This window comes from Enterobacter sp. UPMP701, from assembly GCF_053709515.1.
In genome coordinates this window covers 74,950-98,785 of the sequence record NZ_JBSKJN010000002.1, presented here as the reverse complement: position 1 = coordinate 98,785, position 23,836 = coordinate 74,950, and the positions used below count along the sequence as shown (strand labels likewise).

The 23,836-nt window shown below is 55.5% G+C and carries 24 protein-coding genes and 5 tRNA genes; 18 read left to right on the top strand and 11 right to left on the bottom strand.

Annotation, left to right across the window (positions count from 1 at the left end; translation table 11 throughout):
- Positions 1–14 precede the first annotated feature (14 nt).
- The 9 genes from pal (at position 15) to pnuC (ending at position 4,059) form a co-directional block, all read left to right on the top strand.
- Complete coding sequence (gene pal / locus ACWKXT_RS06005; protein ID WP_003858578.1) at positions 15–536, top strand: peptidoglycan-associated lipoprotein Pal; 522 nt, start codon at positions 15–17, stop codon at positions 534–536.
- Positions 537–545: 9 nt separating this feature from the next.
- Complete coding sequence (cpoB, locus tag ACWKXT_RS06000; protein ID WP_454531955.1) at positions 546–1,340, top strand: cell division protein CpoB; 795 nt, start codon at positions 546–548, stop codon at positions 1,338–1,340.
- A 161-nt stretch (positions 1,341–1,501) separates the two neighbouring features.
- Positions 1,502–1,577, top strand: a tRNA-Lys gene (locus ACWKXT_RS05995).
- Between the two features lie 127 nt (positions 1,578–1,704).
- Positions 1,705–1,780 (top strand) — tRNA-Val (locus tag ACWKXT_RS05990).
- A 3-nt stretch (positions 1,781–1,783) separates the two neighbouring features.
- Positions 1,784–1,859 (top strand) — tRNA-Lys (locus ACWKXT_RS05985).
- 46 nt (positions 1,860–1,905) lie between these two features.
- Positions 1,906–1,981 (top strand) — tRNA-Lys (locus tag ACWKXT_RS05980).
- Positions 1,982–2,005: 24 nt separating this feature from the next.
- Positions 2,006–2,081 (top strand) — tRNA-Lys (locus tag ACWKXT_RS05975).
- Between the two features lie 191 nt (positions 2,082–2,272).
- Positions 2,273–3,316 (top strand): quinolinate synthase NadA, encoded by a 1,044-nt coding sequence (gene nadA / locus ACWKXT_RS05970; RefSeq protein WP_454528801.1) that lies wholly within the window; start codon positions 2,273–2,275, stop codon positions 3,314–3,316.
- Positions 3,317–3,339: 23 nt separating this feature from the next.
- Positions 3,340–4,059 (top strand): nicotinamide riboside transporter PnuC, encoded by a 720-nt coding sequence (pnuC, locus tag ACWKXT_RS05965; RefSeq protein WP_454528802.1) that lies wholly within the window; start codon positions 3,340–3,342, stop codon positions 4,057–4,059.
- Here the strand turns inward: pnuC and zitB are convergent.
- A complete protein-coding gene (gene zitB / locus ACWKXT_RS05960; protein WP_454531954.1) occupies positions 4,056–4,994 on the bottom strand; it encodes a CDF family zinc transporter ZitB in 939 nt (312 codons plus the stop codon). The genes pnuC and zitB overlap by 4 nt on opposite strands.
- 105 nt (positions 4,995–5,099) lie before the next feature.
- Positions 5,100–5,480 carry a protein YbgS gene (locus tag ACWKXT_RS05955; RefSeq protein WP_333016535.1) on the bottom strand — a complete coding sequence of 127 codons (381 nt, stop codon included), beginning with the start codon at positions 5,478–5,480 and terminating at the stop codon, positions 5,100–5,102.
- A gap of 303 nt (positions 5,481–5,783) precedes the next feature.
- On the opposite strand from ACWKXT_RS05955, the gene aroG reads away from it, so the two are divergent.
- Entirely contained in the window at positions 5,784–6,836 is a 1,053-nt protein-coding gene (aroG, locus tag ACWKXT_RS05950) for a 3-deoxy-7-phosphoheptulonate synthase AroG (RefSeq protein WP_454531953.1), read from the top strand.
- A gap of 61 nt (positions 6,837–6,897) precedes the next feature.
- Here aroG and gpmA read toward each other — a convergent pair whose 3' ends face one another.
- The 7 genes from gpmA to modE all read right to left on the bottom strand — a co-directional run bounded on the left by gpmA (position 6,898) and on the right by modE (position 14,642).
- Positions 6,898–7,650: a 2,3-diphosphoglycerate-dependent phosphoglycerate mutase gene (gpmA, locus tag ACWKXT_RS05945; protein WP_015367652.1), complete on the bottom strand. Its 753-nt coding sequence runs from the start codon at positions 7,648–7,650 to the stop codon at positions 6,898–6,900.
- A gap of 205 nt (positions 7,651–7,855) precedes the next feature.
- Entirely contained in the window at positions 7,856–8,896 is a 1,041-nt protein-coding gene (gene galM / locus ACWKXT_RS05940) for a galactose-1-epimerase (RefSeq protein ID WP_454531952.1), read from the bottom strand.
- Complete coding sequence (gene galK / locus ACWKXT_RS05935) at positions 8,890–10,038, bottom strand: galactokinase (RefSeq protein WP_454528806.1); 1,149 nt, start codon at positions 10,036–10,038, stop codon at positions 8,890–8,892. The genes galM and galK overlap by 7 nt, the downstream gene beginning before the upstream one ends.
- 3 nt (positions 10,039–10,041) lie before the next feature.
- Complete coding sequence (gene galT, locus ACWKXT_RS05930; RefSeq protein ID WP_454531951.1) at positions 10,042–11,088, bottom strand: galactose-1-phosphate uridylyltransferase; 1,047 nt, start codon at positions 11,086–11,088, stop codon at positions 10,042–10,044.
- A gap of 9 nt (positions 11,089–11,097) precedes the next feature.
- Positions 11,098–12,114, bottom strand: a complete 1,017-nt coding sequence (gene galE, locus ACWKXT_RS05925; RefSeq protein ID WP_454528808.1) for a UDP-glucose 4-epimerase GalE — start codon at positions 12,112–12,114, stop codon at positions 11,098–11,100.
- A 199-nt stretch (positions 12,115–12,313) separates the two neighbouring features.
- Positions 12,314–13,786: a molybdate ABC transporter ATP-binding protein ModF gene (modF, locus tag ACWKXT_RS05920; RefSeq protein ID WP_454531950.1), complete on the bottom strand. Its 1,473-nt coding sequence runs from the start codon at positions 13,784–13,786 to the stop codon at positions 12,314–12,316.
- 67 nt (positions 13,787–13,853) lie between these two features.
- On the bottom strand, positions 13,854–14,642 hold the full coding sequence (modE, locus tag ACWKXT_RS05915) for a molybdenum-dependent transcriptional regulator (protein WP_454531949.1): 789 nt from the start codon (positions 14,640–14,642) through the stop codon (positions 13,854–13,856).
- 127 nt (positions 14,643–14,769) lie between these two features.
- Here modE and ACWKXT_RS05910 point away from each other — a divergent pair, with 127 nt between their 5' ends.
- From ACWKXT_RS05910 to modC, 4 genes are all read left to right on the top strand, one after another.
- Entirely contained in the window at positions 14,770–14,919 is a 150-nt protein-coding gene (locus tag ACWKXT_RS05910; RefSeq protein ID WP_041910751.1) for an AcrZ family multidrug efflux pump-associated protein, read from the top strand.
- A gap of 177 nt (positions 14,920–15,096) precedes the next feature.
- Entirely contained in the window at positions 15,097–15,870 is a 774-nt protein-coding gene (gene modA, locus ACWKXT_RS05905; protein ID WP_454531948.1) for a molybdate ABC transporter substrate-binding protein, read from the top strand.
- On the top strand, positions 15,870–16,559 hold the full coding sequence (modB, locus tag ACWKXT_RS05900; RefSeq protein WP_454528812.1) for a molybdate ABC transporter permease subunit: 690 nt from the start codon (positions 15,870–15,872) through the stop codon (positions 16,557–16,559). The genes modA and modB overlap by 1 nt, the downstream gene beginning before the upstream one ends.
- 2 nt (positions 16,560–16,561) lie before the next feature.
- Positions 16,562–17,620, top strand: coding sequence for a molybdenum ABC transporter ATP-binding protein ModC (gene modC, locus ACWKXT_RS05895; RefSeq protein ID WP_454531947.1), 1,059 nt, complete (start codon positions 16,562–16,564; stop codon positions 17,618–17,620).
- Here modC and ACWKXT_RS05890 read toward each other — a convergent pair whose 3' ends face one another.
- Positions 17,621–18,439 (bottom strand): pyridoxal phosphatase, encoded by an 819-nt coding sequence (locus tag ACWKXT_RS05890; RefSeq protein ID WP_454531946.1) that lies wholly within the window; start codon positions 18,437–18,439, stop codon positions 17,621–17,623.
- A 140-nt stretch (positions 18,440–18,579) separates the two neighbouring features.
- On the opposite strand from ACWKXT_RS05890, the gene pgl reads away from it, so the two are divergent.
- Both pgl and tisB read left to right on the top strand, forming a co-directional pair.
- Positions 18,580–19,575, top strand: a complete 996-nt coding sequence (gene pgl, locus ACWKXT_RS05885) for a 6-phosphogluconolactonase (protein WP_454528815.1) — start codon at positions 18,580–18,582, stop codon at positions 19,573–19,575.
- 443 nt (positions 19,576–20,018) lie between these two features.
- On the top strand, positions 20,019–20,108 hold the full coding sequence (gene tisB / locus ACWKXT_RS05880) for a type I toxin-antitoxin system toxin TisB (protein ID WP_420277935.1): 90 nt from the start codon (positions 20,019–20,021) through the stop codon (positions 20,106–20,108).
- A 52-nt stretch (positions 20,109–20,160) separates the two neighbouring features.
- Here tisB and ACWKXT_RS05875 read toward each other — a convergent pair whose 3' ends face one another.
- Complete coding sequence (locus ACWKXT_RS05875; RefSeq protein WP_454531945.1) at positions 20,161–21,444, bottom strand: putative acyl-CoA thioester hydrolase; 1,284 nt, start codon at positions 21,442–21,444, stop codon at positions 20,161–20,163.
- Between the two features lie 225 nt (positions 21,445–21,669).
- Between ACWKXT_RS05875 and hutI the strand changes: the two genes are divergently transcribed.
- Together hutI and hutG are read left to right on the top strand one after the other, a co-directional pair.
- Positions 21,670–22,890: an imidazolonepropionase gene (gene hutI, locus ACWKXT_RS05870; RefSeq protein ID WP_454531944.1), complete on the top strand. Its 1,221-nt coding sequence runs from the start codon at positions 21,670–21,672 to the stop codon at positions 22,888–22,890.
- On the top strand, positions 22,887–23,825 hold the full coding sequence (hutG, locus tag ACWKXT_RS05865; RefSeq protein ID WP_454531943.1) for a formimidoylglutamase: 939 nt from the start codon (positions 22,887–22,889) through the stop codon (positions 23,823–23,825). The genes hutI and hutG overlap by 4 nt, the downstream gene beginning before the upstream one ends.
- Positions 23,826–23,836: the final 11 nt, after the last annotated feature.

Here is a 23,836-nt window from a genome sequence, read left to right as displayed (position 1 = left end):
AAGGAATCATAGAAATGCAACTGAACAAAGTGCTGAAGGGGCTGATGATCGCTCTGCCTGTAATGGCAATCGCAGCGTGTTCTTCTAACAAGAACGCAAGCAATGACCAGAGCGGCGAAGGCATGATGGGTGCCGGCACCGGTATGGACGCGAACGGCAATGGCAACATGTCTTCTGAAGAGCAAGCGCGTCTTCAGATGCAGCAGCTGCAGCAGAACAACATCGTTTACTTCGATCTGGATAAATACGACATCCGTTCTGACTTCGCTGCGATGCTGGATGCGCACGCAAACTTCCTGCGTAGCAACCCATCTTACAAAGTCACCGTAGAAGGTCACGCGGACGAACGTGGTACTCCAGAGTACAACATCTCCCTGGGTGAACGTCGTGCGAACGCCGTTAAGATGTACCTGCAGGGTAAAGGCGTTTCTGCTGACCAGATCTCCATCGTTTCTTACGGTAAAGAAAAACCTGCAGTACTGGGTCACGACGAAGCGGCTTACTCCAAAAACCGTCGTGCCGTACTGGTTTACTAAGAGAATTGCATGAGCAGTAACTTCAGACATCATCTGTTGAGTCTGTCGTTACTGGTTGGAATAGCGGCCCCCTGGGCCGCTTTTGCTCAGGCACCAATCAGTAGTGTCGGCTCAGGCTCGGTAGAAGACCGGGTCACTCAGATCGAGCGTATTTCTAACGCTCACAGTCAGCTTTTAACCCAACTCCAGCAGCAACTTTCCGATAACCAAAACGATATTGACTCTCTCCGCGGCCAGATTCAGGAAAGTCAGTATCAGCTTAACCAGGTTGTGGAACGTCAGAAGCAAATTTTATTGCAGATAGATAGCCTGAGCAGCGGCGGTGCAGCAGCACAACCCGCAGCGGGCGATCAAAGCGGCGCGGCAACCTCAGCGCCTGCGCCGTCTGCTGATGCTTCAGCCTCAACAGGGGCGCCTGTACAGAGCGGTGACGCGAATACGGATTACAATGCGGCCATTGCCCTGGTGCAGGATAAGTCTCGTCAGGATGACGCGCTGGCTGCGTTTCAGAGCTTTGTTAAGAAATACCCTGACTCAACTTATCAGCCAAATGCGAATTACTGGCTCGGTCAGTTGAATTACAACAAGGGTAAAAAGGACGATGCGGCGTTTTATTTTGCCTCCGTGGTAAAAAATTACCCGAAATCGCCGAAAGCGCCAGATGCGATGTTTAAGGTTGGCGTGATCATGCAGGACAAAGGCGACACGGCGAAAGCCAAAGCGGTCTATCAGCAGGTTGTTGCAAAATTCCCGGGCACCGAAGGTGCTAAGCAGGCGCAAAAACGCCTGAATTCGATGGGATGATTATCGCATGACCAGAAATCGCGTTATTTCTGGTCGTGCAGAATGATTCGTAAGCAGTTAAGTGATCTTCATCGAAATTTTTGTTGCGCTGAATTCTTAAATCAGTAATATATGCCGCCGTTGCCACGGGATATCAAACAACGTGAAAACAGCGTAAAAGTGGGTCGTTAGCTCAGTTGGTAGAGCAGTTGACTTTTAATCAATTGGTCGCAGGTTCGAATCCTGCACGACCCACCACTAAGTCAGGTGGAAGAAGTAGTAAAACGTGAAGGATAACGTTGCGTCAGCAACGGCCCGTAGGGCGAGGCAAAGCCGAGTCATCCTGCACGACCCACCACTTAACGCATTACTGGCAGTACAGAGTGGGTGATTAGCTCAGTTGGTAGAGCATCTCCTTTACACGGAGGGGGTCGGCGGTTCGAGCCCGTCATCACCCACCACTCGGGTCGTTAGCTCAGTTGGTAGAGCAGTTGACTTTTAATCAATTGGTCGCAGGTTCGAATCCTGCACGACCCACCACTTTAAAGTGGTACCGAGTAAAAATCTTCGAAGTCAGCACCCGAATGGGTCGTTAGCTCAGTTGGTAGAGCAGTTGACTTTTAATCAATTGGTCGCAGGTTCGAATCCTGCACGACCCACCACTTCGAAGAAAAAAATCCCGCAAGGGGTCGTTAGCTCAGTTGGTAGAGCAGTTGACTTTTAATCAATTGGTCGCAGGTTCGAATCCTGCACGACCCACCAATGTAAAAAAGCGCCCTAAAGGCGCTTTTTTGCTATCTGCAGTTCTACAAATGCTCTTCATATCTATTCCCGGTGACTTTTTACTCCAGATTCGCTATCTTGTTTAGTATACAAAACACAATTGCCCAGCGTTTTGCTATGTCAGGCAAAAGAAAGGCAATATTGTTAAGCCAGTAAAACGAGAAGCCATAATGAGCGTGATGTTCGATCCTGAAGCCGCAATCTATCCGTTTCCGCCAAAGCCTGTGCCATTAAGCCAGGATGAAAAGCAATTCTACCGCGAGAAGATCAAACGTCTTCTGAAAGAGCGGGATGCGGTGATGGTAGCCCATTACTACACTGACCCGGAAATCCAGCAGCTGGCGGAAGAGACCGGCGGGTGCATTTCTGACTCGCTGGAGATGGCGCGCTTCGGTGCAAAACACCCCGCGTCCACGCTGCTGGTCGCAGGCGTGCGCTTCATGGGCGAAACGGCAAAAATCCTCAGCCCGGAAAAAACCATACTGATGCCGACGCTCAATGCGGAATGTTCGCTCGATCTCGGCTGCCCGATTGACGAATTCACTGCCTTCTGCGATGCCCATCCTGACCGTACCGTGGTGGTTTACGCCAATACCTCTGCGGCGGTAAAAGCGCGCGCAGACTGGGTAGTCACTTCCAGCATTGCCGTTGAGCTGATTGAACATCTGGATAGCCTGGGCGAGAAAATTATCTGGGCGCCTGACCGTCATCTCGGTAATTATGTTCAGAAGCAGACGGGGGCTGACGTACTCTGCTGGCAGGGCGCCTGCATTGTGCACGACGAATTCAAGACCCAGGCGCTGTCCCGTATGAAGGCGCTTTATCCTGACGCCGCCATTCTTGTTCACCCTGAATCACCGCAGTCGATTGTCGATATGGCCGATGCGGTTGGTTCAACCAGCCAGCTTATCAACGCGGCCAGAACGCTGCCGCACAAGCAGCTTATCGTCGCGACCGATCGCGGTATCTTCTATAAGATGCAGCAGGCCGTGCCGGAAAAAGAGCTGCTTGAAGCACCAACCGCAGGTGAGGGTGCAACGTGCCGCAGCTGCGCGCATTGCCCGTGGATGGCAATGAATGGTCTGAAGGCGATTGCCGAAGGGCTCGAAACTGGCGGTGCAGCGCATGAAATTCATGTGGACGCCGCTCTGCGTGAAGGTGCGTTAATTCCGCTTAACCGCATGCTGGATTTTGCGGCTACACTACGTAATTAATTCAAAAACGCCCTGGGGAAAAGATGGATTTTTTTAGCACACAGAACATTCTGGTTCATATACCGATTGGTGCAGGTGGCTATGACCTGTCATGGATTGAAGCCGTAGGCACGCTGGCGGGATTACTCTGTATCTGGCTGGCAAGTCTGGAGAAGATCAGCAACTACGCGTTCGGGCTGATTAACGTTACCCTGTTTGCGATTATCTTCTTTCAGATCCAGCTGTACGCTAGCCTGCTTTTACAGCTGTTCTTCTTCGCCGCTAATATTTACGGCTGGTACGCGTGGTCCCGGCAGAACAGCCAGCAGGAGGCAGAGCTGCAGATCCGCTGGCTGCCCTTGCCTAAAGCCATCGCCTGGCTTGTTGCCTGTGTGGTCGCCATTGGCTTAATGACCGTCTATATCAACCCGGTGTTTGCGTTCCTGACCCGCGTTGCTGTTTCAGTCATGTCCGCTATGGGCCTGAATGTGACAATGCCAGAGCTTCAGCCGGATGCCTTCCCGTTCTGGGATTCCAGCATGATGGTGCTGTCGATCGCGGCGATGGTCCTGATGACCCGGAAATACGTTGAGAACTGGCTGCTGTGGGTGATTATCAACGTGATCAGCGTGGTGATTTTTGCGCTGCAGGGCGTCTATGCGATGTCGCTGGAATACCTGCTGCTGACCTTTATTGCCCTGAACGGCAGCAGGATGTGGATCAAGAGCGCGCATGAGCGTGGCTCACATGCGCTTTCCAGTTAATGGTGATGATGATGTGAATGGTCGGACTGCGCCTCGTTAAGATGGCAGTCCGGCCCGCTACAGGGCTGATATTCCATCTGGATGGTGGCGTGACCAATCTCATAGTGGTGCTCAAGAAAATGCTGGATGCGCTCAAGCAGCGCATCGTGGTCATGAGGTGGGAGCACCTGAACATGCAGCGTCATGACCGGTTTTTCACCCACCAGCCAGACGTGAACATGGTGAACGTTACGCACTTCCGGGACAGTACGACGCAGGTTGCGCTTCAGCTCGTCAATGTCCATCGATGCCGGTGCCCCTTCGAGCAGTTCGTTCACGCTCTCCTTCAGCAGCCGCCAGGCGCTGCGCAAGACCAGACACGACACCAGTACGGAGAGAATCGGGTCGACAGGCGTCCAGCCTGTGTAGAGGATCACCAGCGCAGCGACAATGGCCCCGACTGAACCGAGCAAATCCCCCAGCACGTGCAGAGCCGCAGCGCGCACGTTGAGGTTCTTTTCTCCGCTGCCGCGGTGCAAAATCCAGAACGCCAGAATATTTGCCAGCAGCCCCGCTACGGCAATCACCATCATTGTCGCCCCGGCGATCGGCTGCGGGTGCCTGAAGCGCTGTACGGCCTCCCAGACGATAAGAACAGTAATAACCACCAGCGCGATAGCGTTAACAAACGCAGCAAGGGTTGTCAGCCTCAGCCAGCCGAAGGTGTGGCGCGCATTAGGAGGACGACGGGCAAATTGCACCGCCAGCAGGGCAAAGAGTAGCGCAGCGGCATCGGTCAGCATGTGTCCGGCATCAGCCAGCAGCGCCAGCGAGCCGGAGACCAGGCCGCCAATGACCTCGATAACCATAAATGTGGCCGTAACGCCAAAGGCCAGCATCAGTCGCTTAGCGTTGTCGTTGTCGGGAGAAGATGGGGTGGAGTGGGTGTGCGCCATGTCTGCTTTCCTGATTCGTTATTATTTTAGTGTAGCGTTTTTAACAGGTTACTCCAAAAAGAAAGGAGAGCCTGGGCTCTCCTTTCGCATTTAAAGCATCAAGAATTATTGGGTTGTGCCATCAGTTTTGGTATTGGCGTCGTTACCCACTTTGTCGTTCGGATCCGGGCACTTGCCGTCCTTGCACATCGAGTTCTTGTGAACCTCATCCGAACTCATATTGTCATGATTCATGGTACCGGAATCGCTACCGTTCGGATGCAGCATGGTGCCACCGGTATTGGTGTTGCCGGTATTGATCTGGCTATTATCGACATTATTTGGGGCGATATTCTGTTTCGCATCAGGGGCAGGCTGGCCTGCTGCGGCCGCCGCGTTCGCATCGCCGTTGCTGTCTGATGTGCCCGTTTCAGCGGCCAGGACGCTGCCGCTTGCCAGGGTGAGTGTGGCAGTCAGGAAGAGGGTAGTCAGTTTTGTCATTTTCATCATGGTGCTCCTGTTCTTGTCGTTACGCTGGATAACATTCTCCAACAGTGCATCGTTTCAGAGGCGAAAGATTCCGCCTTACGGACTTACGTCAGTAGGGAATCGCGTTTAAGCGTGTAAAATTGGTTGTTACAGTTAAAAAGCTTAGGTTAGATCTCGTTTTTCGCTATTTTGTGGCGATTTTTAGGCGAATTCCAGGAATTATCTGCGTGAAGTGTAAAACCGTGTTTACACTTCCTGGTCGACAAGATAGATTGAAAGGATTGCTTTCATTACTAAAGATATGGCAGAGCTGGAAAGAAAATGAATTATCAGAACGACGATTTACGTATTAAAGAGATCAATGAGTTATTACCTCCTGTAGCACTCCTTGAGAAATTCCCCGCCACTGAAAATGCCGCAAACACGGTTTCTCATGCTCGTAAAGCGATCCATAAGATCCTGAAAGGTAATGACGATCGTCTTCTGGTGGTGATTGGTCCATGCTCTATTCACGATCCTGCTGCGGCAAAAGAGTACGCGGCAAAACTGCTCCAGCTGCGCGAAGAGCTGAAGGGCGAGCTGGAAATCGTTATGCGCGTCTATTTTGAAAAGCCGCGCACGACCGTGGGCTGGAAAGGGCTGATTAACGATCCGCACATGGATAACAGCTTCCAGATCAACGACGGCCTGCGCATTGCGCGTAAGCTGCTGCTGGAGATCAACGACAGCGGCCTGCCTGCCGCGGGTGAGTTCCTGGACATGATTACGCCACAATACCTGGCAGACCTGATGAGCTGGGGCGCCATTGGTGCGCGCACCACTGAATCTCAGGTTCACCGCGAGCTGGCGTCCGGTCTCTCTTGCCCGGTGGGTTTCAAAAACGGCACTGACGGCACCATTAAGGTGGCTATCGACGCCATCAACGCCGCGGGTGCGCCGCACTGCTTCCTGTCTGTGACCAAATGGGGTCATTCCGCCATCGTTAACACCAGCGGCAACGGTGACTGCCATATCATTCTGCGCGGCGGCAAAGAGCCAAACTACAGTGCAAAACATGTGGCAGAGGTGAAGGCCGGGCTGGAAAAAGCGGGGCTGCCACCGCAGGTCATGATCGACTTCAGCCACGCTAACTCCAGCAAGCAGTTTAAAAAACAGATGGAAGTGGGGGCAGACGTCTGTCAGCAGATTGCCGGCGGTGAGAAGGCGGTGATCGGGGTGATGATCGAAAGCCATCTGGTTGAAGGCAACCAGAATCTGGAAGGCAGCGAGCCGCTGGTGTATGGCAAAAGCGTCACCGATGCCTGCATTGGCTGGGACGATACCGATGCCATCCTGCGTCAGCTGGCGAATGCGGTAAAAGCGCGTCGCGGCTGAGTTCTCTCGCACAAATAAAAAAGCGCGGAAGGCTCCGCGCTTTTTTTATGTCTGGAGAAAATTACTTCGCTTTACCCTGGTTCGCCACAGCCGCTGCTTTCGCTGCGATCTCGTCCGCGTTACCCAGATAGTAGTGTTTGATTGGCTTGAAGTTTTCGTCGAACTCATATACCAGCGGTACGCCAGTTGGGATGTTCAGTTCGAGAATTTCGTCTTCGCCCATGTTGTCCAGGTATTTCACCAGCGCACGCAGAGAGTTACCGTGAGCGGCGATGATCACGCGCTCGCCGCTTTTCAGGCGTGGCAGAATGGTTTCGTTCCAGTAAGGCACAACGCGGTCGATGGTCAGCGCCAGGCTCTCGGTGGTTGGCAGCTCAGCGTCGGTCAGTTTCGCGTAACGCGGGTCGTGGCCCGGATAGCGCTCATCATCTTTGGTCAGCTCTGGCGGGGTTACCGCGAAGCCGCGACGCCACTGTTTAACCTGCTCGTCACCGTATTTCTCAGCGGTTTCCGCTTTGTTCAGACCCTGCAGCGCACCGTAGTGACGCTCGTTCAGTTTCCAGGATTTCTCAACCGGCAGCCAGGCCTGATCCAGTTCGTCCAGCACGTTCCACAGGGTGTGGATGGCACGTTTCAGCACAGAGGTGTAAGCAAAATCAAAGCTGAAGCCTTCTTCCTTCAGCAGTTTACCTGCTGCTTTTGCTTCGCTTACGCCTTTCTCGGACAGATCAACGTCGTACCAACCGGTAAAGCGGTTTTCGTTGTTCCACTGGCTTTCGCCGTGGCGCACCAGGACCAGCTTAGTTACAGCCATATCTTACTCCTCAAGCATTTTAGAATGATAACAATTCTCATTATATTGCCGTGGACGTGCCACCAGCAACGCTTAACCCTAACCATAGCGAAAATAGTCTCTGAGTGTAAGATGCTTGTGAATTCAGGGTTATGATTTTGTCTGCGATCGGCGCTATTTTCAGCAAGACGCGCAGAAAAAAGCCCTCCGGGGGGAGGGCTGGAAGTTAATGTGAAATAAAATGGTATTCCGTTACGCTCACGTACTCTTCACCCGGGCGCAGCACGCAGTCCGGCTGCGGCCATTCCGGATGGTTGGGGCTGTCCGGCAGGAACTCGCTCTCCAGCGCCAGGCCTTGCCAGTCGCTGTACTCATCGTGTTCGCGCGCCGTCGTGCCGTCAAGATAGTTGCCTGAGTAGAACTGCAGGGCTGGGGCGGAGGTATACACCGTCATCTGCAGTTTTTCATCGCTGGACCAGACCTGTGCGGCAGGCTGCTTCACATCACCTTTGGCCTGCAGCAGGAACGCGTGGTCGTAGCCTTTCACCTTACGCTGATCGTCATCGCTCAGGAAATCCTCGGCGATAACTTTCGCGCTGCGGAAATCAAAGCTGGTTCCGCTCACATCCTTCAGTCCCTGATACGGAATGCCCATCTCGTCAACCGGCAGATACGCATCCGCCAGGATCTGCAGCGTGTGATTACGCACGTCGCACTGATTACCGTCCAGGTTGAAATACGCGTGATTGGTCAGGTTAACCGGGCATGCCTTGTCGACCGTCGCACGGTATTCAATGGTGATACGGTTGTCGTCCGTCAGCGTAAAACGCGCGGACGCGGTAAGGTTCCCCGGGAAGCCCTGATCGCCATCAAGCGAATCCAGCGAGAACAACACTTCGCCGTCGTTTTGACGAACAATCTTCCAGCGGCGTTTATCAAACCCGTCCGGTCCGCCGTGCAGCTGGTTCTCGCCCTGGCTTGGCAGCAGGGAGTACTGCACGCCGTCGAGCTCAAAGCGGCTCTTCGCGATGCGATTAGCATAGCGCCCCACGGACGCGCCCAGGTAGGCGGACTGATTAACATACTGCTCAGGCGAGGCGCAGCCCAGCAGGGTTTCGCGTACGCTGCCGTCCGGCATCGGTACGCGGGCAGAAAGCAGGGTTGCACCCCAGTCCATCAGCGTAACCACCATCCCCGCGCTGTTGCGCAGGGTTAACAGGCGATACGGCAGACCATCCGGTGCAAGAGTAGGGGTTTCGTTTAGCACTGTCCGGCTCCTTGTGATGCTTTACATACATAGAAGGTTTCTTTGATACCTGTTTTCGCTTCGTACTGCTTCGCCACGGCGTCCTGGACGGCAGGGACCAGCTCTTCAGGCACCAGCGCGACGATGCAGCCACCAAAACCGCCGCCCGTCATACGTACGCCGCCTTTATCGCCAATGACCGCTTTGACGATGTCCACCAGGGTGTCAATCTGCGGAACGGTGATCTCAAAATCATCGCGCATGGAAGCGTGAGATTCCGCCATCAGCTCGCCCATGCGCTTCAGGTCGCCCTTCGCCAGCGCGGAGGCGGCTTCAACGGTACGGGCATTTTCGGTCAGCACGTGACGCACGCGTCGGGCGACAACCGGATCCAGCTCGTGCGCCACTTTGTTAAATTCATTGAGCGTCACGTCGCGCAGGGCAGGCTGCTGGAAGAAACGCGCGCCGGTTTCGCACTGCTCGCGGCGGGTGTTGTATTCGCTGCCTACCAGCGTGCGTTTGAAGTTGCTGTTGATGATCACCACGGCCGCGCCTTTTGGCAGCGGAACGGCTTTGGTGCCAAGCGAACGGCAATCAATTAACAGGGCATGCTCTTTTTTGCCCAGCGCGGAGATCAGCTGGTCCATAATGCCGCAGTTGCAGCCCACGAACTGGTTTTCTGCTTCCTGACCGTTCAGGGCGATTTGCGCCCCGTCCAGCGGCAGGTGATAAAGCTGCTGGAACACGGTGCCAACGGCGACTTCCAGAGATGCAGAGGAGCTTAAGCCCGCACCCTGCGGCACGTTACCGCTGATCACCAGGTCTGCACCACCAAAGTTCTTGTTGCGCTTCTGCAGATGCTTCACCACGCCGCGCACGTAGTTAGACCACTGCTGGCTGTCGTGCGTCACAATCGGCGCATCGAGCGAAAACTCGTCCGTCTCATTACCGTAATCAGCCGCAATTACGCGGACTTTACGGTCGTCGCGCTTCGCACAGCTGATGACCGTCTGGTAATCGATGGCGCAGGGCAGCACGAAACCGTCGTTATAGTCGGTGTGTTCACCGATCAGATTCACGCGGCCTGGCGCCTGAATAACGTGGGTGGCAGGGTAGCCAAATTTCTCAGCAAACAGGGATTGTGTTTTATCTTTCAGACTCATTTTTTAAACTCCTGATTCGCGATAGTGGACGTCGCTGACGGCACGCAGACGTTCTGCCGCCTGTTCCGCCGTCAGGTCACGCTGGGTTTCCGCCAGCATTTCATAGCCCACCATAAATTTACGCACCGTCGCGGAGCGCAGCAGCGGCGGATAGAAATGGGCGTGCAGCTGCCAGTGCTGATTTTCTTCACCGTTAAACGGGGCGCCGTGCCAGCCCATGGAGTAGGGGAAGGAGCACTGGAACAGGTTGTCGTAACGGCTGGTCAGCTTTTTCAGCGCCAGCGCAAGGTCATCACGCTGCGCGTCGCTGAGATCGGTAATGCGTTGCACGTGCGCTTTTGGCAGCAGCAGCGTTTCAAACGGCCAGGCGGCCCAGTAAGGCACGACCGCCAGCCAGTGCTCGGTTTCGACCACGGTACGGCTGTCGTCGGCCAGCTCACGCTGAGTGTAGTCCACCAGCATAGGTGAGCCGTTTTCTGCGAAATAGTCTTTCTGCAGACGGTCTTCACGCTCGGCTTCGTTAGGCAGGAAGCTGTTTGCCCAGATCTGGCCGTGCGGATGCGGGTTGGAGCAGCCCATCGCCGCGCCTTTATTTTCGAACACCTGCACCCACGGGTAGCTCTGCCCCAGCTCAGCGGTTTGCGCTTGCCACGTGCTGACCACCTCTTTCAGGGCGTCAACGCTCAGCTCCGGCAGCGTTTTGCTGTGATCGGGCGAGAAGCAGATGACGCGGCTGGTTCCGCGCGCGCTTTCGCAGCGCATCAGCGGGTCGTGGCTCGCGGGCGCGTCCGGGGTGTCGGTCATCAGGGCGGCAAAATCGTTGGTAAACACGAAGGTGCCTTTGTAGTCCGGGTTTTTATCCCCGGTCACGCGCGTGTTGCCCGGACAGAGGAAGCAGTCCGGGTCGTGCTGTGGCAGCGTCTGTTTCGCAGGCGTCTCCTGCGCCCCCTGCCAGGGGCGCTTGGCGCGATGCGGAGAGACCAAAATCCATTGCCCGCTTAGCGGGTTAAAACGACGATGCGGATGATCGACGGGATTAAACGAAGTCATGACGGATCCTTAGTCCGGATAACCCTGCGGATGGCGAGACTGCCAGTGCCAGGTATCCTGTGCCATTTCATCAAGCGTGCGTGTGACACGCCAGTTAAGCTCTTTGTCGGCTTTGGAGGCATCGGCCCAGTAAGCCGGAAGATCGCCTTCGCGACGCGGTGCGAAGTGGTAGTTCACCGGCTTGCCGCAGGCTTTGCTGAAGGCGTTGACCACGTCCAGCACGCTGCTGCCGACCCCGGCGCCGAGGTTGTAAATATGCACGCCCGGCTTGTCAGCCAGTTGCTGCATGGCGGCCACGTGGCCATCGGCCAGGTCCATCACGTGGATATAGTCACGCACGCCGGTACCGTCTTCGGTCGGGTAGTCATTACCAAAAATGGCCAGCGACTCACGACGGCCCACCGCCACCTGGGCGATGTACGGCATCAGGTTATTCGGGATGCCCTGCGGATCTTCCCCCATATCTCCTGACGGATGCGCGCCGACCGGGTTGAAGTAGCGCAGCAGCGCGATGCTCCACTCTGGCTGGGCTTTTTGCAGGTCGGTCAGGATCTGTTCCACCATCAGCTTGCTTTTTCCGTACGGGCTTTGCGGGGTGCCGGTCGGGAAGCTTTCCACGTAAGGGATTTTTGGCTGATCGCCATAGACGGTGGCCGAGGAGCTAAAGATAAAGTTTTTGACGTTCGCCGCGCGCATTGCGGAGATGAGACGCAGGGTACCGTTGACATTGTTGTCGTAATACTCAAGCGGTTTTGCCACTGACTCGCCCACAGCCTTAAGACCCGCGAAGTGGATCACAGCCTCGATGGCATGGTCATGAAGGATTTCGGTCATCAACGCTTCATTGCGGATGTCGCCTTCCACGAAAGTCGGCTGTTTTCCACCAAGACGTTCAATCACCGGCAGCACGCTGCGCTTACTATTGCACAGGTTGTCGAGGATGATCACATCGTGACCATTTTGCAGCAGTTGCACACAGGTATGACTTCCGATGTAACCGCTACCACCTGTTACCAGAACTCGCATAATTCGCTCCATTGGGCTTATGGTATGTAATAACCATAGCATAACAGAGACGCGAAAAGTGTGACATGGGATAAAATAGTGGAATCGTTTACACTCAGTTTCACACTCACTTTTTCGTTGACTGAGAGCATTCTAGATCAAAGAGATAGCAATGTATTGATGCAAGTTATCTGAAAAAGGAGGGCTTTGCCCTCCATGGTCAATCGAGGTTGCTGAGAAGGTAGCGATAACCCTCGCCGTGCGTGACAAACTCAAGGCGATGGGTGATACAGGCGGGGGCATCTTCGGCATGGTGTGAAACGAACAGCAGCTGCGTTTCGCCTTCGCCAATCAGCACGTCCACAAAGCGGCGGATCAGCTGGCGGTTAAGCGGATCGAGCCCCTGCAGCGGCTCATCCAGAATTAACAGCGTCGGGTGTTTTACCAGTGCGCGTACGATCAGTGCCAGGCGCTGCTGCCCCCACGACAGGCTATGAAACGGCGCGTCAGCGACCCGGCTGTCCATGCCCAGAATATCCAGCCACTGCTGGGCCAGCTTATGCTGTTTGTCCGACACCGCCTGATAAATGCCGATGGAATCAAAATACCCGGAAAGGATCACGTTCCGTACCGTAGTGCTGACCCGGTAATCCAGGTGCAGGCTGCTGCTGACGTAGCCAATGTGCTTTTTAATATCCCAGATGGTTTCACCGCTGCCGCGACGGCGGCCAAATAGCGTCAGATCGTTGCTGTAGCCCTGCGGGTGATCGCCGGTGATCAGGCTCAGCAGCGTGGATTTCCCCGCACCGTTGGGGCCGACAATCTGCCAGTGTTCGCCAGGATTGACCGTCCAGCTGAGGTGATTCAGGATCGGTCGTTCGTCATAGGAGACGACGCCATCGCGCAGGACGATAAGCGGCTGCCGGGGATCGAGACCGTGGCGTGCTGCCGGAGCGTCAGGATCCGGCAGCGCAATACCCGCCATTTTTTCGCTGTGCGCAAGCTGGGCAATCAGCGCCTGCCTGAGCAGCGTGGATTTGTCCCCGGTTTCGATCAGGCTACAGTCTGCCAGCACGCCCGCGTTCTGCACGAAATCAGGAATTTCATCAAAGCGGTTCAGCACCAGTACGATCGTATAGCCTTCCTGATTCAGAGAGCCCAGCAGGGCAGCCAGCTGGGCGCGGGAGTGGACATCCAGCCCGTCAAAGGGCTCATCCAGAATCAGCAGCTCTGGCTTGCCCATGAGCGCCTGGCACAGCAGCGTTTTCCGCGTCTCACCGGTAGAGAGGTACTTAAAGCGCCGGTTCAGAAGCGCGGAAATGCCAAACTGTTCCGCCAGATGCTGACAGCGAGCGGGATCTTTCACCTCATCCTGAATAATTTCCGCCGTCGTACGGCCGGTATCTTCTTCGCCAGGACTGAGTAAATCGGTGTTGTTGCGCTGCCATTCGTCACTGACCAGCTTTTGCAGTTGTTCAAAGGAAAGGCGCGTCAGTCGTGTGAAATCGCTCCGGCTTTCGCCTTTGAGAAGGGGAAGCTCTCCGGCCAGCGCGCGGGCCAGCGCGGATTTACCGCTGCCGTTAGTGCCGACAAACGCCCAGCTTTCACCCGCGCGTATTGTCAGATCGGCAATCGTCAGCGTTCGGGTATCGCTAAGACGAAACGTACCTTGCGAAATATGCAATGATGACATGATTTATCCCATTTTTTGCAGCAACAGCTGTCAGGGATACGCACTGTCGGCGCGATTGTCAATGCGCTCAGCACAATGTGGCGATAATCACCCGGTCCGCGTTGAAATATGCGGTGACGGCAGCACCTTCTTCTAAACCGTCCGCCTCGCTGAGCGGGACCGTGGCGCAAAGCATTTGCCCGTCAGCCAGGGGCATCAGCACCTCGCACTGCTCCTTGCCGCGTTCGATATGGCTGATGGTGCCCCGCAGTTGATTATCGGCGGCTCTGGCCTTGTCCGGGTCGCGCGTGATATTCACCCACGGCGCTTTCAGCAACACCAGCACCTCTTTACCTTCATCCAGGTCAAGGCGCTCTGCGCTCTGGGCCGTTATCGCCGCTTTCAGACGGGTGGCACCATCGGCAAGCAGGATCTCAATATGCTGCTGTACCTGGAGATTATCGCGCGCTGTCACCGTACCAAACCACTGATTACGGGCGCTGGTTTGTAACGAGAAGCGGGAAATGGCGGCCAGCAAACTGTCCAGCGGAACGTTATCGTCGTCACTCAGGACATCAAACGCTTTTTGCTGGATCTGAGCCAGAAGATCGTACAGCTGAATCAGGCGCTGGCCGTATCGCGTGACGACTGCACCCCCACCGCCTTTTCCGCCAGTGGCTCTGTCCACCAGCGGATGCTCGCTCAGGGTGTTCATGTCATTGATGGCATCCCAGGCACTTTTATAGCTAATGCCGGCGTTTTTTGCCCCCTGGCTTATTGAGCCGGTTTGTTCTATTTGTTTAAGCAGGGCCATGCGTCTTGGGTCGGCGAAAAGCTTTTGCTGAAGTCGGAGAGTAAGAAGGATTTCGGCCTGCATAACAGTGTCCTGGCAAAAAGTCTATTGTGACCCAAATGGTGCAGGGCGCAAAGCGCACCGCACAAAAGGGGATGTTTTTCTTACTTTTCGGGGTAGAATAAGCCATTCACAAAATCTGGAGAAAACCATGTTAGAGTTGTTGAAAAGTCTGGTATTCGCCGTGATCATGGTACCAGTAGTGATGGCCATCATCCTCGGTGCCATCTACGGCCTGGGTGAGGTGTTCAACATCTTTTCGAACATCGGTCACAGAGACCGGGCGAAAAAACAGCATTAATTTCCCACAAAACGCCCGGCTTCCCCGGGCGTTTTGCTCTCAAGTATTTCTCATTTTTACCGATATTCTTTAAGTACCAGACCTTCTTACCCCTTGAGCGGTACGATTTAGCGCTGGGATCTCCCTGAAGATACCGTTATATTAATGTGTATATAACGCTACTTACAGGAGCAACAAATGCCACGTTCATGGGTACGCCTTTTCGCAGGGGCAACGCTGACGCTTTCGCTTACCGGACACGCGCTGGCGGACGAAGGTAAAATTACGGTCTTTGCGGCGGCATCGTTGACCAACGCGCTGCAGGATATCGCGGCGGCGTATAAAAAAGAGAAAAACGTCGAGGTGGTCTCCTCTTTTGCGTCTTCCTCTACGCTGGCACGGCAGATAGAAGCGGGCGCACCGGCGGATCTGTTCATCTCTGCTGACCAGAAGTGGATGGATTACGCGGTGGAGAAGAAAGCCATCGATGCGGCAACCCGCGAAACGCTGCTGGGTAATAGCCTTGTTGTGGTTGCACCGAAGGCCAGTGCGCAGGGTGATATCACCATCAACAAAGAGACAAACTGGACCCGTCTGCTGAACGGTGGGCGTCTGGCGGTGGGGGACCCGGAACACGTCCCTGCCGGGATTTACGCCAAAGAAGCGCTGCAAAAGCTGGGTGCATGGGAGACCCTGTCACCGAAACTGGCCCCGGCGGAAGATGTGCGCGGCGCCCTGGCGCTGGTGGAGCGTAATGAAGCCCCGCTGGGGATTGTGTATGGCTCCGATGCCGTTGCCAGCAAGGGCGTGAAGGTGGTTGGCACCTTCCCGGAAGACTCCCACAAGAAAGTGGAATATCCTGTGGCGATTGTTGATGGACATAAAAATGCGACCGTGACGGCCTTCAGTGATTATCTGAAAGGGCCCGAAGCGTCCGCAATCTTTAAACGTTATGGATTTACGACTCACTGATGATATTGACCGATCCTGAATGGCAGGCTGTTCTGCTGAGCCTTAAAGTCTCTTCCCTGGCGGTTGCGCTGAGTTTGCCCTTTGGGATCTTCTTTGCCTGGCTACTGGTTCGCTGTCAGTTTCCCGGCAAAGCGCTGCTCGACAGCGTGCTTCATCTTCCTCTCGTTTTGCCGCCCGTTGTGGTCGGTTATCTGCTGCTGATTTCGATGGGGCGACGCGGTTTCATTGGCGAGAAGCTCTACGACTGGTTTGGGCTGACGTTTGCCTTTAGCTGGCGCGGTGCAGTACTGGCGGCGGCGGTGATGTCATTCCCGCTGATGGTGAGGGCAATCCGCCTCGCGCTGGAAGGCGTGGACATGAAGCTCGAACAGGCGGCCCGCACGCTGGGCGCCGGGCGCTGGCGCGTCTTTTTCACCATCACGCTCCCGCTTACGCTGCCGGGCATCATTGTCGGTACGGTACTGGCCTTCGCCCGATCGCTGGGTGAGTTTGGTGCGACAATTACTTTCGTGTCGAATATTCCCGGCGAGACGCGGACCATCCCGTCGGCCATGTATACCCTGATTCAGACGCCGGGGGGAGAGGGTGCCGCAGCGCGACTGTGCATCATCTCCATCGTGCTCGCCCTGGTTTCGCTGCTGGTCTCTGAATGGCTGGCGCGGCTAAGTCGCGAGCGGGTGGGGAAATAACGATGCTGGAACTGAATTTTACCCAGACGCTGGGCAATCACACCCTGACGCTTAACGAGACGCTGCCTGCGAGCGGCATCACCGCCATTTTTGGCGTGTCAGGGGCAGGAAAAACATCTCTGATTAACGCCATCAGCGGCCTGACGCGCCCGCAGTCAGGCCGGATTGTCCTCAATGACCGCGTCCTGAATGACGTGGAGAATAAGATTTACCTCGTGCCGGATAAACGCCGCATCGGCTACGTTTTCCAGGATGCGCGGCTATTCCCGCACTACAGCGTTCGCGGCAACCTGCGCTACGGCATGGCGAAAAGCATGGGCGGGCAGTTCGATAAGCTGGTGACGCTTTTAGGCATTGAACCTCTGCTCGACAGGCTCCCGTCCTCGCTCTCTGGCGGTGAGAAACAGCGCGTGGCCATTGGTCGCGCGTTGCTGACCGCCCCCGAGCTGCTGCTGCTCGACGAACCGCTGGCCTCGCTCGATATTCCGCGTAAACGCGAACTTCTGCCTTATCTACAGCGCCTGACGCGCGAAATTAATATTCCGATGCTCTACGTCAGCCATTCGCTGGATGAGATCCTTCATCTGGCCGACAAGGTGCTGGTGCTGGAAGAGGGAAGCGTTAAGGCCTTCGGCAATCTGGAAGAGGTATGGGGCAGCAGCGTGATGCACCCATGGCTGCCGAAAGAGCAGCAGAGCAGCATCCTGAAAGTCAGCGTGCTGGAGCATCATCCACACTACGCGATGACCGCCCTGGCGCTGGGCGACCAGCATCTGTGGGTCAATAAGATCGACAAACCGTTACAGTCCGCGCTGCGTATTCGCATTCAGGCGTCGGACGTTTCACTGGTGCTGCAGCCGCCGCTGCAAACCAGTATTCGAAATATTCTGCGCGCCAAAGTGGCGGAGTGTTTTGATGATAACGGGCAGGTGGAAGTGAAGCTTGAAGTCGGCAGCAGGACGCTCTGGGCGCGCATCAGCCCGTGGGCCAGGGATGAGTTAGGCATCAAGCCCGGCCTGTGGCTTTACGCGCAAATCAAGAGCGTCTCGATCACCGCCTGATTACAGCAGGTGGGTATAAATATACTGCGCGATGCTGTCGGTGGTGTTGTCGCCAATCACCACGTTGGCGCGCGCTTTCACCGCATCATCCGCATTGCCCATCGCCACGCCCGTTCCTGCTGCTTCCAGCATGCTGATGTCGTTGTAGTTATCGCCGAAGGCAATCACGTCCTGCATCGATCCGCCCTGGGATTCGACAAACTGGGTCAGGCGCTTGCCTTTGCTGTTGCCTTTGCGGGCAATATCCACCTGGTCATGCCAGGACCATTCACACTCCAGACCCAGCGTGTCCTCGACGTGTTTCGCGAAGGTATTCAGTTTGGTGGTGTCTTCGTCCGTCAGGGCAAATTTCCAGATGGCTTCAACCTCTTCAGCCGCCTGGCGCAGGGAGGAAACCTGGGTAAAGACCGGGCGCTGCGCTTCCGGCAGCGAAAGTGCCCAGTTGCTGGTGCGCACTACATGGCCGGTTGGGCGCTCATACACCATCGCGTTATCCACATACATCAGGCCGTGAACGTCATTCTCATCCAGCAGATCAATCAGTTGCAGCGCCTGGGGAACCGGCAGCGGGTCGGAGGCTAAAACCTTTTTTGCCTGATAATCATACAAATAAGTACCATTACAACAAATTGCAGGTGTATCTAATGCCAGTGCCTGATAAAAAGGGTGAATGGCAACGTGATGTCGACCCGTTACGATAAGGAGTTGATATCCCACTTCCTGCGCACGTTTAAGCGCTTCAAGGGAGGAGGGGAGCAGGGTTTTCTGAGGGGTAAGTAGTGTTCCGTCTAAATCCAGTGCAATCACACGCGAGGTCATTTGTTCTTCCGGGTTAATGTTGAATTTTAGGTCTCAGGGGATGTTACACCGAGAGTAAATCGCTGCAAAATTCCTGGCTAAAATTCAGCATTCACCGTTAAAAATAATCACTTTCACGTGCAGTGAGGAAAGGAGTATTCATGAAACAAACCGTTTATACCGCCAGTCCTGAAAGTCAGCAGATCCACGTCTGGCGTTTGAATGCAGAAGGTTCGCTCACGCTGGTTCAGGTTGTTGATGTTCCGGGGCAGGTACAGCCAATGGTCGTCAGCCCGGATAAACGTTTTCTCTATGTTGGTGTGCGTCCTGAGTTCCGGGTGCTGGCCTACCGCATCTCGCCGGACGATGGCGCACTGACCTACACCGCCGAAGCTCCGCTGCCGGGCAGCCCGACTCACATCTCTACCGATCGTAAAGGGCGCTTCGTTTTTAGCGGTTCTTACAATGCCGGTTGCGTCAGCGTGACCCGTCTTGACGACGGCATTCCGGTGGAAACTGTCGACGTGGTGGAAGGACTGGAAGGCTGTCACTCGGCGAATATCTCTCCGGACAACCGTACGCTGTGGGTGCCTGCGCTGAAGCAGGATCGTATCTGCCTGTTTACCCTGAGCGATGATGGTCACCTGGTGGCGCAGACGCCTGCCGAAGTGACTACCGTTGAAGGTGCCGGTCCGCGTCATATGGTCTTCCACCCGAACCAGCAATACGCCTACGTGGTGAACGAGCTGAACAGCTCGGTTGACGTGTGGGAGCTAAAAGATCCTAACGGTCAGATTGAGTGCGTCCAGACGCTGGATATGATGCCGTCTGACTTCTCCGACACCCGCTGGGCGGCGGATATCCACATCACGCCGGACGGCCGTCATCTGTACGCCTGTGACCGTACCTCCAGCCTGATTACCGTTTTCAGCGTCTCTGAAGATGGCAGCGTGCTGGCCATTGAAGGCTTCCAGCTAACGGAGATCCAGCCGCGCGGCTTTAATATCGATCACAGCGGTAAATACCTGATTGCGGCGGGGCAGAAGTCTCACCACATCGCGCTGTATGAAATCCAAGGCGAGCAGGGTTTGCTGGAAGAGAAAGGGCGCTATGCCGTAGGCCAGGGACCGATGTGGGTAGTGGTAAACGCTCACTAAGCGGCTTAAAACAAAAAACCTCGCGAATGCGAGGTTTTTTTATGCCCGGTGGTAGCCGGGTGAGCACATCAAAACGTAACCAACCTGAGCATCATAATATTGGCCTAAGGCGATGTAAATTCTTCGTCAACGAACCAAAGAGAATATGGAAGGAATAGAGAGTATTATTTGTATAAAAATCAGTGAATTAGATGTTTTTGCTTTATGAATTCCTAAACTGGCTTTATCTGTTTTTATGTACAGTGGTGATTTGATATCATTCTGTCCGTTGGTTTGATGTGTTGCAGTTCCGCAATTCAGGATCCTTTTTAAGTCCTGGCTGTCGGGTGGTGCCGACGGTGCCTAAACTGCGGAGCACATCAAAACATAACCAACACACCTCTGATGACAGGCAGCGGAAAGGTAAATCAGAGGAGAAGTGCTCTATACCAAAGGAGTGGCGTATGAGCGGTGTGGAATGGGCAATTCTGTTCCTGCAACTCATGGTTGCGATTATGCAACTATTGGATGCGTATCTTAAGCTTGGTGCCTGACGCATTCAGTCGCAGTAAAAAGGGGGATTAAACTCCCCCTTTTACTCTCATCTTACTGCTTCGGCTCAGCAACCACGTTGCTACCCAGACCGCGGTTGTTGTATTCCCACATGCGGTTGAAGTTAGCGTCGTTCAGGTTGCGCTGCACGTTCCCTTTATCGTCCACCGCACCGGTATTGCCGGAGAACGGGCGTTTGGAGATTGCGGCATCAGCCCACGGTTTCGCCATGTTGAAGCCTTCGTTGATCACGCTGTCGCGGATAACGACCTGACCGTTGGTCGCAGAGTCCACGTCCAGCGAGCGGCCCAGCTGTGCTACGCCATCACCGGCAGCGTTGAAGTGGCTGTTGACGGCCAGGAAGCCGTAGAACAGGTTAGACTGGGTTGCCGGAGCAAACACGTAACCTTCCTGCTGAGTGCGTGAATTCACCACGCGGAATTCGGTGTTATCAAATACTACCGCGCCGCGACCGGATACCATATCCACATCACCTTCAACGTAGCTGTTCGTCACCAGCGTACGGGTCAGACGGTTGTTCTGCAGCGTGTTCTGTACGCCGCTGTTGGTTACGAAGAAGGTGTTCTGACGGCCCAGAATGTTGACGTTGTTAATTTGAACCTTGTCACCATCGCTACGCAGCGCCACGGCTTGATGGTTTCCCGCATCCACGCTGTCGCCGAGGGTATTCTGGATGGTCAGGTTCTGCAGCTGCAGGCCATTATTCTGAGACCAGAACACCGCTGAGCACATCACGCCAACGGTGGCGGAACGCTTGCTCTGGCAGTTATCAAACATATACCACGCCGGTTTGCCCGGCATGTATTTACCGGCCGGGTTCACCAGGTGACGCCAGGTCGTGCTGTCGATTTCGGAGTCAATCGCCAGGCCAATTTTTACGTCGAGCGCTTTTTCGCCCAGACCGTAAAGGGTGATGCTGCCGGGTGCCGCCGGTACATACACGGTTCCTTCATATTCGCCTGGCAGGATCGCGATGTACTGGCGAGAGGCGCTGTGCTTGGTAATGGCCGCGTCAACCGCTGCCTGGATAGACGTATGCGTTACGCCCTGCGCGCCAGCCGGGCCAACGACGAAGTCAGGCTGTTTAGGCAGGTTAATAGAAGACGGTGTCCACGGCGCCGCGTTAGGATCCATCGCCGAGAAGTAGTGTGCGCGGTCGAAATTCTTCGCTTCATCCGCGGATAAAATTGGGCGGGAGGCGGTACCGGGCGCAACCTGCTCAGAAGGACGCTGATCCGGTGGTGTGGAACTGCATGCGGATAAGGTCACGCCAAAGGCGAGCGCTAACGCCAGACGGGAAATCCTGGAAATGTTCAAGGTGAAGCTCCTGGGTATGCAAGTCTTTACGGGATAGACGAAATAGCCTGCTTTTTTATACTAAGTTGAGCGAAACGGGAAGATAAAAAGGGTAAAAGTTGCATTTTTAGCCCTGGCGCGGCGGGTAAGTGATCACAAATAAATAACATTTTACCTTAAGGCGGTTGACAGCGGACGATGGATGCAAATAAATGTCTATACAACCCATGACAAGTGGAATGCCTCATGCAGCTTCATCCTGATGATGTTATATGGCGAAATGCGCGCCTGGCAACAATGGCTCCCGATGCGTCCGCACCGTATGGCCTGAAAGAGCAGCACGCGCTGGTCGTGCGCGGCCAAACCCTTCTGGCCGTTATTCCGGAATCTGACCTTCCTTCCGGACACCGTCACAGCGTCGATCTTCAGGGACGTCTGGTCACGCCTGGCCTGATTGACTGCCATACCCATCTGGTGTTTGGCGGCGACCGCGCGGCGGAGTGGGAGCAGCGTCTGAACGGCGTCTCATATCAAACCATCAGCGCCCAGGGGGGCGGGATTAACGCTACCGTGACGGCGACGCGCAGCAGCTCACCCGAAACTCTGCTTCAACTGGCGCAACAGCGGCTTCAGCGACTGATAAATGAAGGTGTGACGACCGTTGAAATCAAATCGGGGTACGGGCTAAACGCCGAAGCCGAAGAGAAGATGCTGCAGGTTGCCCGCCAGCTGAGCCTCAATAATCCGATCGATATCAGCCCAACGTTGCTGGCCGCACACGCGGTTCCGGCGGAATACCGACAGGATCCGGATGCGTACCTCGCGCTGGTCTGTGAGCAGATCCTGCCCACGCTGTGGCAAAAAGAGTTGTTTGAAGCGGTCGACGTGTTTTGTGAAAACGTCGGCTTTACCCCGTCGCAAACCGAGCGCCTCTTCCAGGCCGCCGCCGCGCTCGGTATCCCGGTGAAAGGGCATGTCGAGCAGCTGTCGAATCAGGGCGGCGCGGCGCTGGTCAGCCGGTATAAAGGGCTCTCGGCCGATCATATTGAATATCTCGACGACGCAGGCGTTCAGGCGATGGCGGAAAGCGGTACGGTTGCGGTCTTGCTCCCCGGCGCGTTCTATTTTCTTCAGGAGCGCCAGCGTCCGCCGGTTGAACAGCTCAGAAAACGCGGTGTGCCGATGGCCGTTGCCACCGACTATAACCCCGGCACCAGCCCGTTTGCCAGCCTCCACCTGGCGATGAACATGGCCTGCGTCCAGTTTGGTCTGACCCCTGAAGAGGCCTGGGCTGGCGTCACGCGTCATGCGGCGCAGGCACTGGGACGTGGTGCAACCCACGGACAGCTGCGGGCAGGGTTTGTCGCTGATTTTATCGTCTGGGATGCTCACCATCCGGTTGAGATGGTCTACGAGCCGGGACGCAATCCGCTGTATCAACGTATTTTTCGTGGGGAGGCAGCATGAGGTTATGGCGGCCGGTAGCCGAAACGGTCTGGCAGGGACGCGACGACAGCGCTGAGGCCAGCAATGCAACGCGCATTTTCCAGACGATAAAGCAGCAGGGGCAGTTCACGCCGCTTTCATCCGGCATCGCGCTGATAGGATTTGAGTGCGATGCAGGGGTTAAACGCAATCAGGGCAGGCCTGGCGCCGCGCTGGCTCCTGATGTTCTGCGCAAAGCGCTGGCCAATATGGCAAGCCATCAGGGGCACGAACGGCTGGCGGATATGGGCTCGGTGTACGTTGAAGGCGACGAGCTGGAAGCGGCACAACGGGCGTTAAGCGATGCCGTGACGGCCTGCCTGCAGTCCGGGATGCGCACGCTGGTGTTTGGCGGCGGGCACGAAACCGCCTGGGCGCACGGACGAGGCGTTCTGGATGCGTTTCCTGATGAGCGCGTGGCGGTGATAAACCTTGACGCGCATCTTGACCTGCGCAGGGCCGACCGGGCAACGTCCGGTACCCCGTTTCGTCAGCTGGCGCACTACTGCGAAGAACGCGGGCGGGCGTTTGACTACGCCTGTCTGGGGGTCAGCCGCGCGGCGAACACGCAGGCATTGTGGGATGAGGCCGAACGCCTGAACGTGACGCTTGTGGAAGATCTTCATTTCAGGCGCGAGGCATTATCGGTACTGGAAAAGGTGCTGGCGCAGGCCGATCGTGTCTATCTGACAATCGACCTTGACGTCCTGCCCGCCAGCGAAATGCCTGCTGTTTCCGCTCCGGCCGCGTTAGGGGTTCCGGCGCTGGAGCTGCTGTCGGTTATTGAACAAATCTGTCGCAGCGGTAAGCTACAGGCCGCCGATCTGGTAGAGTTTAATCCGCAGTACGATCGGGACGGACAGGGCGCTAAGCTCGCCGCCCGTCTGGCCTGGCAAATTGCTCACTGGTGGGCATAACAACATTCAAG

Excerpts from the sequence above, each read along its gene's own strand:
- galE (WP_454528808.1), bottom strand. The coding sequence starts at position 12,114 with ATGCGAGTTCTGGTAACAGGTGGTAGCGGTTACATCGGAAGTCATACC.
- tisB (WP_420277935.1), top strand. The coding sequence starts at position 20,019 with ATGAGCGGTGTGGAATGGGCAATTCTGTTCCTGCAACTCATGGTTGCG.
- pnuC (WP_454528802.1), top strand. The coding sequence starts at position 3,340 with ATGGATTTTTTTAGCACACAGAACATTCTGGTTCATATACCGATTGGT.
- ACWKXT_RS05890 (WP_454531946.1), bottom strand. The coding sequence starts at position 18,439 with ATGACCTCGCGTGTGATTGCACTGGATTTAGACGGAACACTACTTACC.
- modB (WP_454528812.1), top strand. The coding sequence starts at position 15,870 with ATGATATTGACCGATCCTGAATGGCAGGCTGTTCTGCTGAGCCTTAAA.
- nadA (WP_454528801.1), top strand. The coding sequence starts at position 2,273 with ATGAGCGTGATGTTCGATCCTGAAGCCGCAATCTATCCGTTTCCGCCA.
- modE (WP_454531949.1), bottom strand. The coding sequence starts at position 14,642 with ATGCAGGCCGAAATCCTTCTTACTCTCCGACTTCAGCAAAAGCTTTTC.
- galK (WP_454528806.1), bottom strand. The coding sequence starts at position 10,038 with ATGAGTCTGAAAGATAAAACACAATCCCTGTTTGCTGAGAAATTTGGC.
- galT (WP_454531951.1), bottom strand. The coding sequence starts at position 11,088 with ATGACTTCGTTTAATCCCGTCGATCATCCGCATCGTCGTTTTAACCCG.
- hutI (WP_454531944.1), top strand. The coding sequence starts at position 21,670 with ATGCAGCTTCATCCTGATGATGTTATATGGCGAAATGCGCGCCTGGCA.
- ACWKXT_RS05910 (WP_041910751.1), top strand. The coding sequence starts at position 14,770 with ATGTTAGAGTTGTTGAAAAGTCTGGTATTCGCCGTGATCATGGTACCA.
- ACWKXT_RS05955 (WP_333016535.1), bottom strand. The coding sequence starts at position 5,480 with ATGAAAATGACAAAACTGACTACCCTCTTCCTGACTGCCACACTCACC.
- pal (WP_003858578.1), top strand. The coding sequence starts at position 15 with ATGCAACTGAACAAAGTGCTGAAGGGGCTGATGATCGCTCTGCCTGTA.
- pgl (WP_454528815.1), top strand. The coding sequence starts at position 18,580 with ATGAAACAAACCGTTTATACCGCCAGTCCTGAAAGTCAGCAGATCCAC.
- zitB (WP_454531954.1), bottom strand. The coding sequence starts at position 4,994 with ATGGCGCACACCCACTCCACCCCATCTTCTCCCGACAACGACAACGCT.
- cpoB (WP_454531955.1), top strand. The coding sequence starts at position 546 with ATGAGCAGTAACTTCAGACATCATCTGTTGAGTCTGTCGTTACTGGTT.
- aroG (WP_454531953.1), top strand. The coding sequence starts at position 5,784 with ATGAATTATCAGAACGACGATTTACGTATTAAAGAGATCAATGAGTTA.
- modF (WP_454531950.1), bottom strand. The coding sequence starts at position 13,786 with ATGTCATCATTGCATATTTCGCAAGGTACGTTTCGTCTTAGCGATACC.
- gpmA (WP_015367652.1), bottom strand. The coding sequence starts at position 7,650 with ATGGCTGTAACTAAGCTGGTCCTGGTGCGCCACGGCGAAAGCCAGTGG.
- modA (WP_454531948.1), top strand. The coding sequence starts at position 15,097 with ATGCCACGTTCATGGGTACGCCTTTTCGCAGGGGCAACGCTGACGCTT.
- modC (WP_454531947.1), top strand. The coding sequence starts at position 16,562 with ATGCTGGAACTGAATTTTACCCAGACGCTGGGCAATCACACCCTGACG.
- hutG (WP_454531943.1), top strand. The coding sequence starts at position 22,887 with ATGAGGTTATGGCGGCCGGTAGCCGAAACGGTCTGGCAGGGACGCGAC.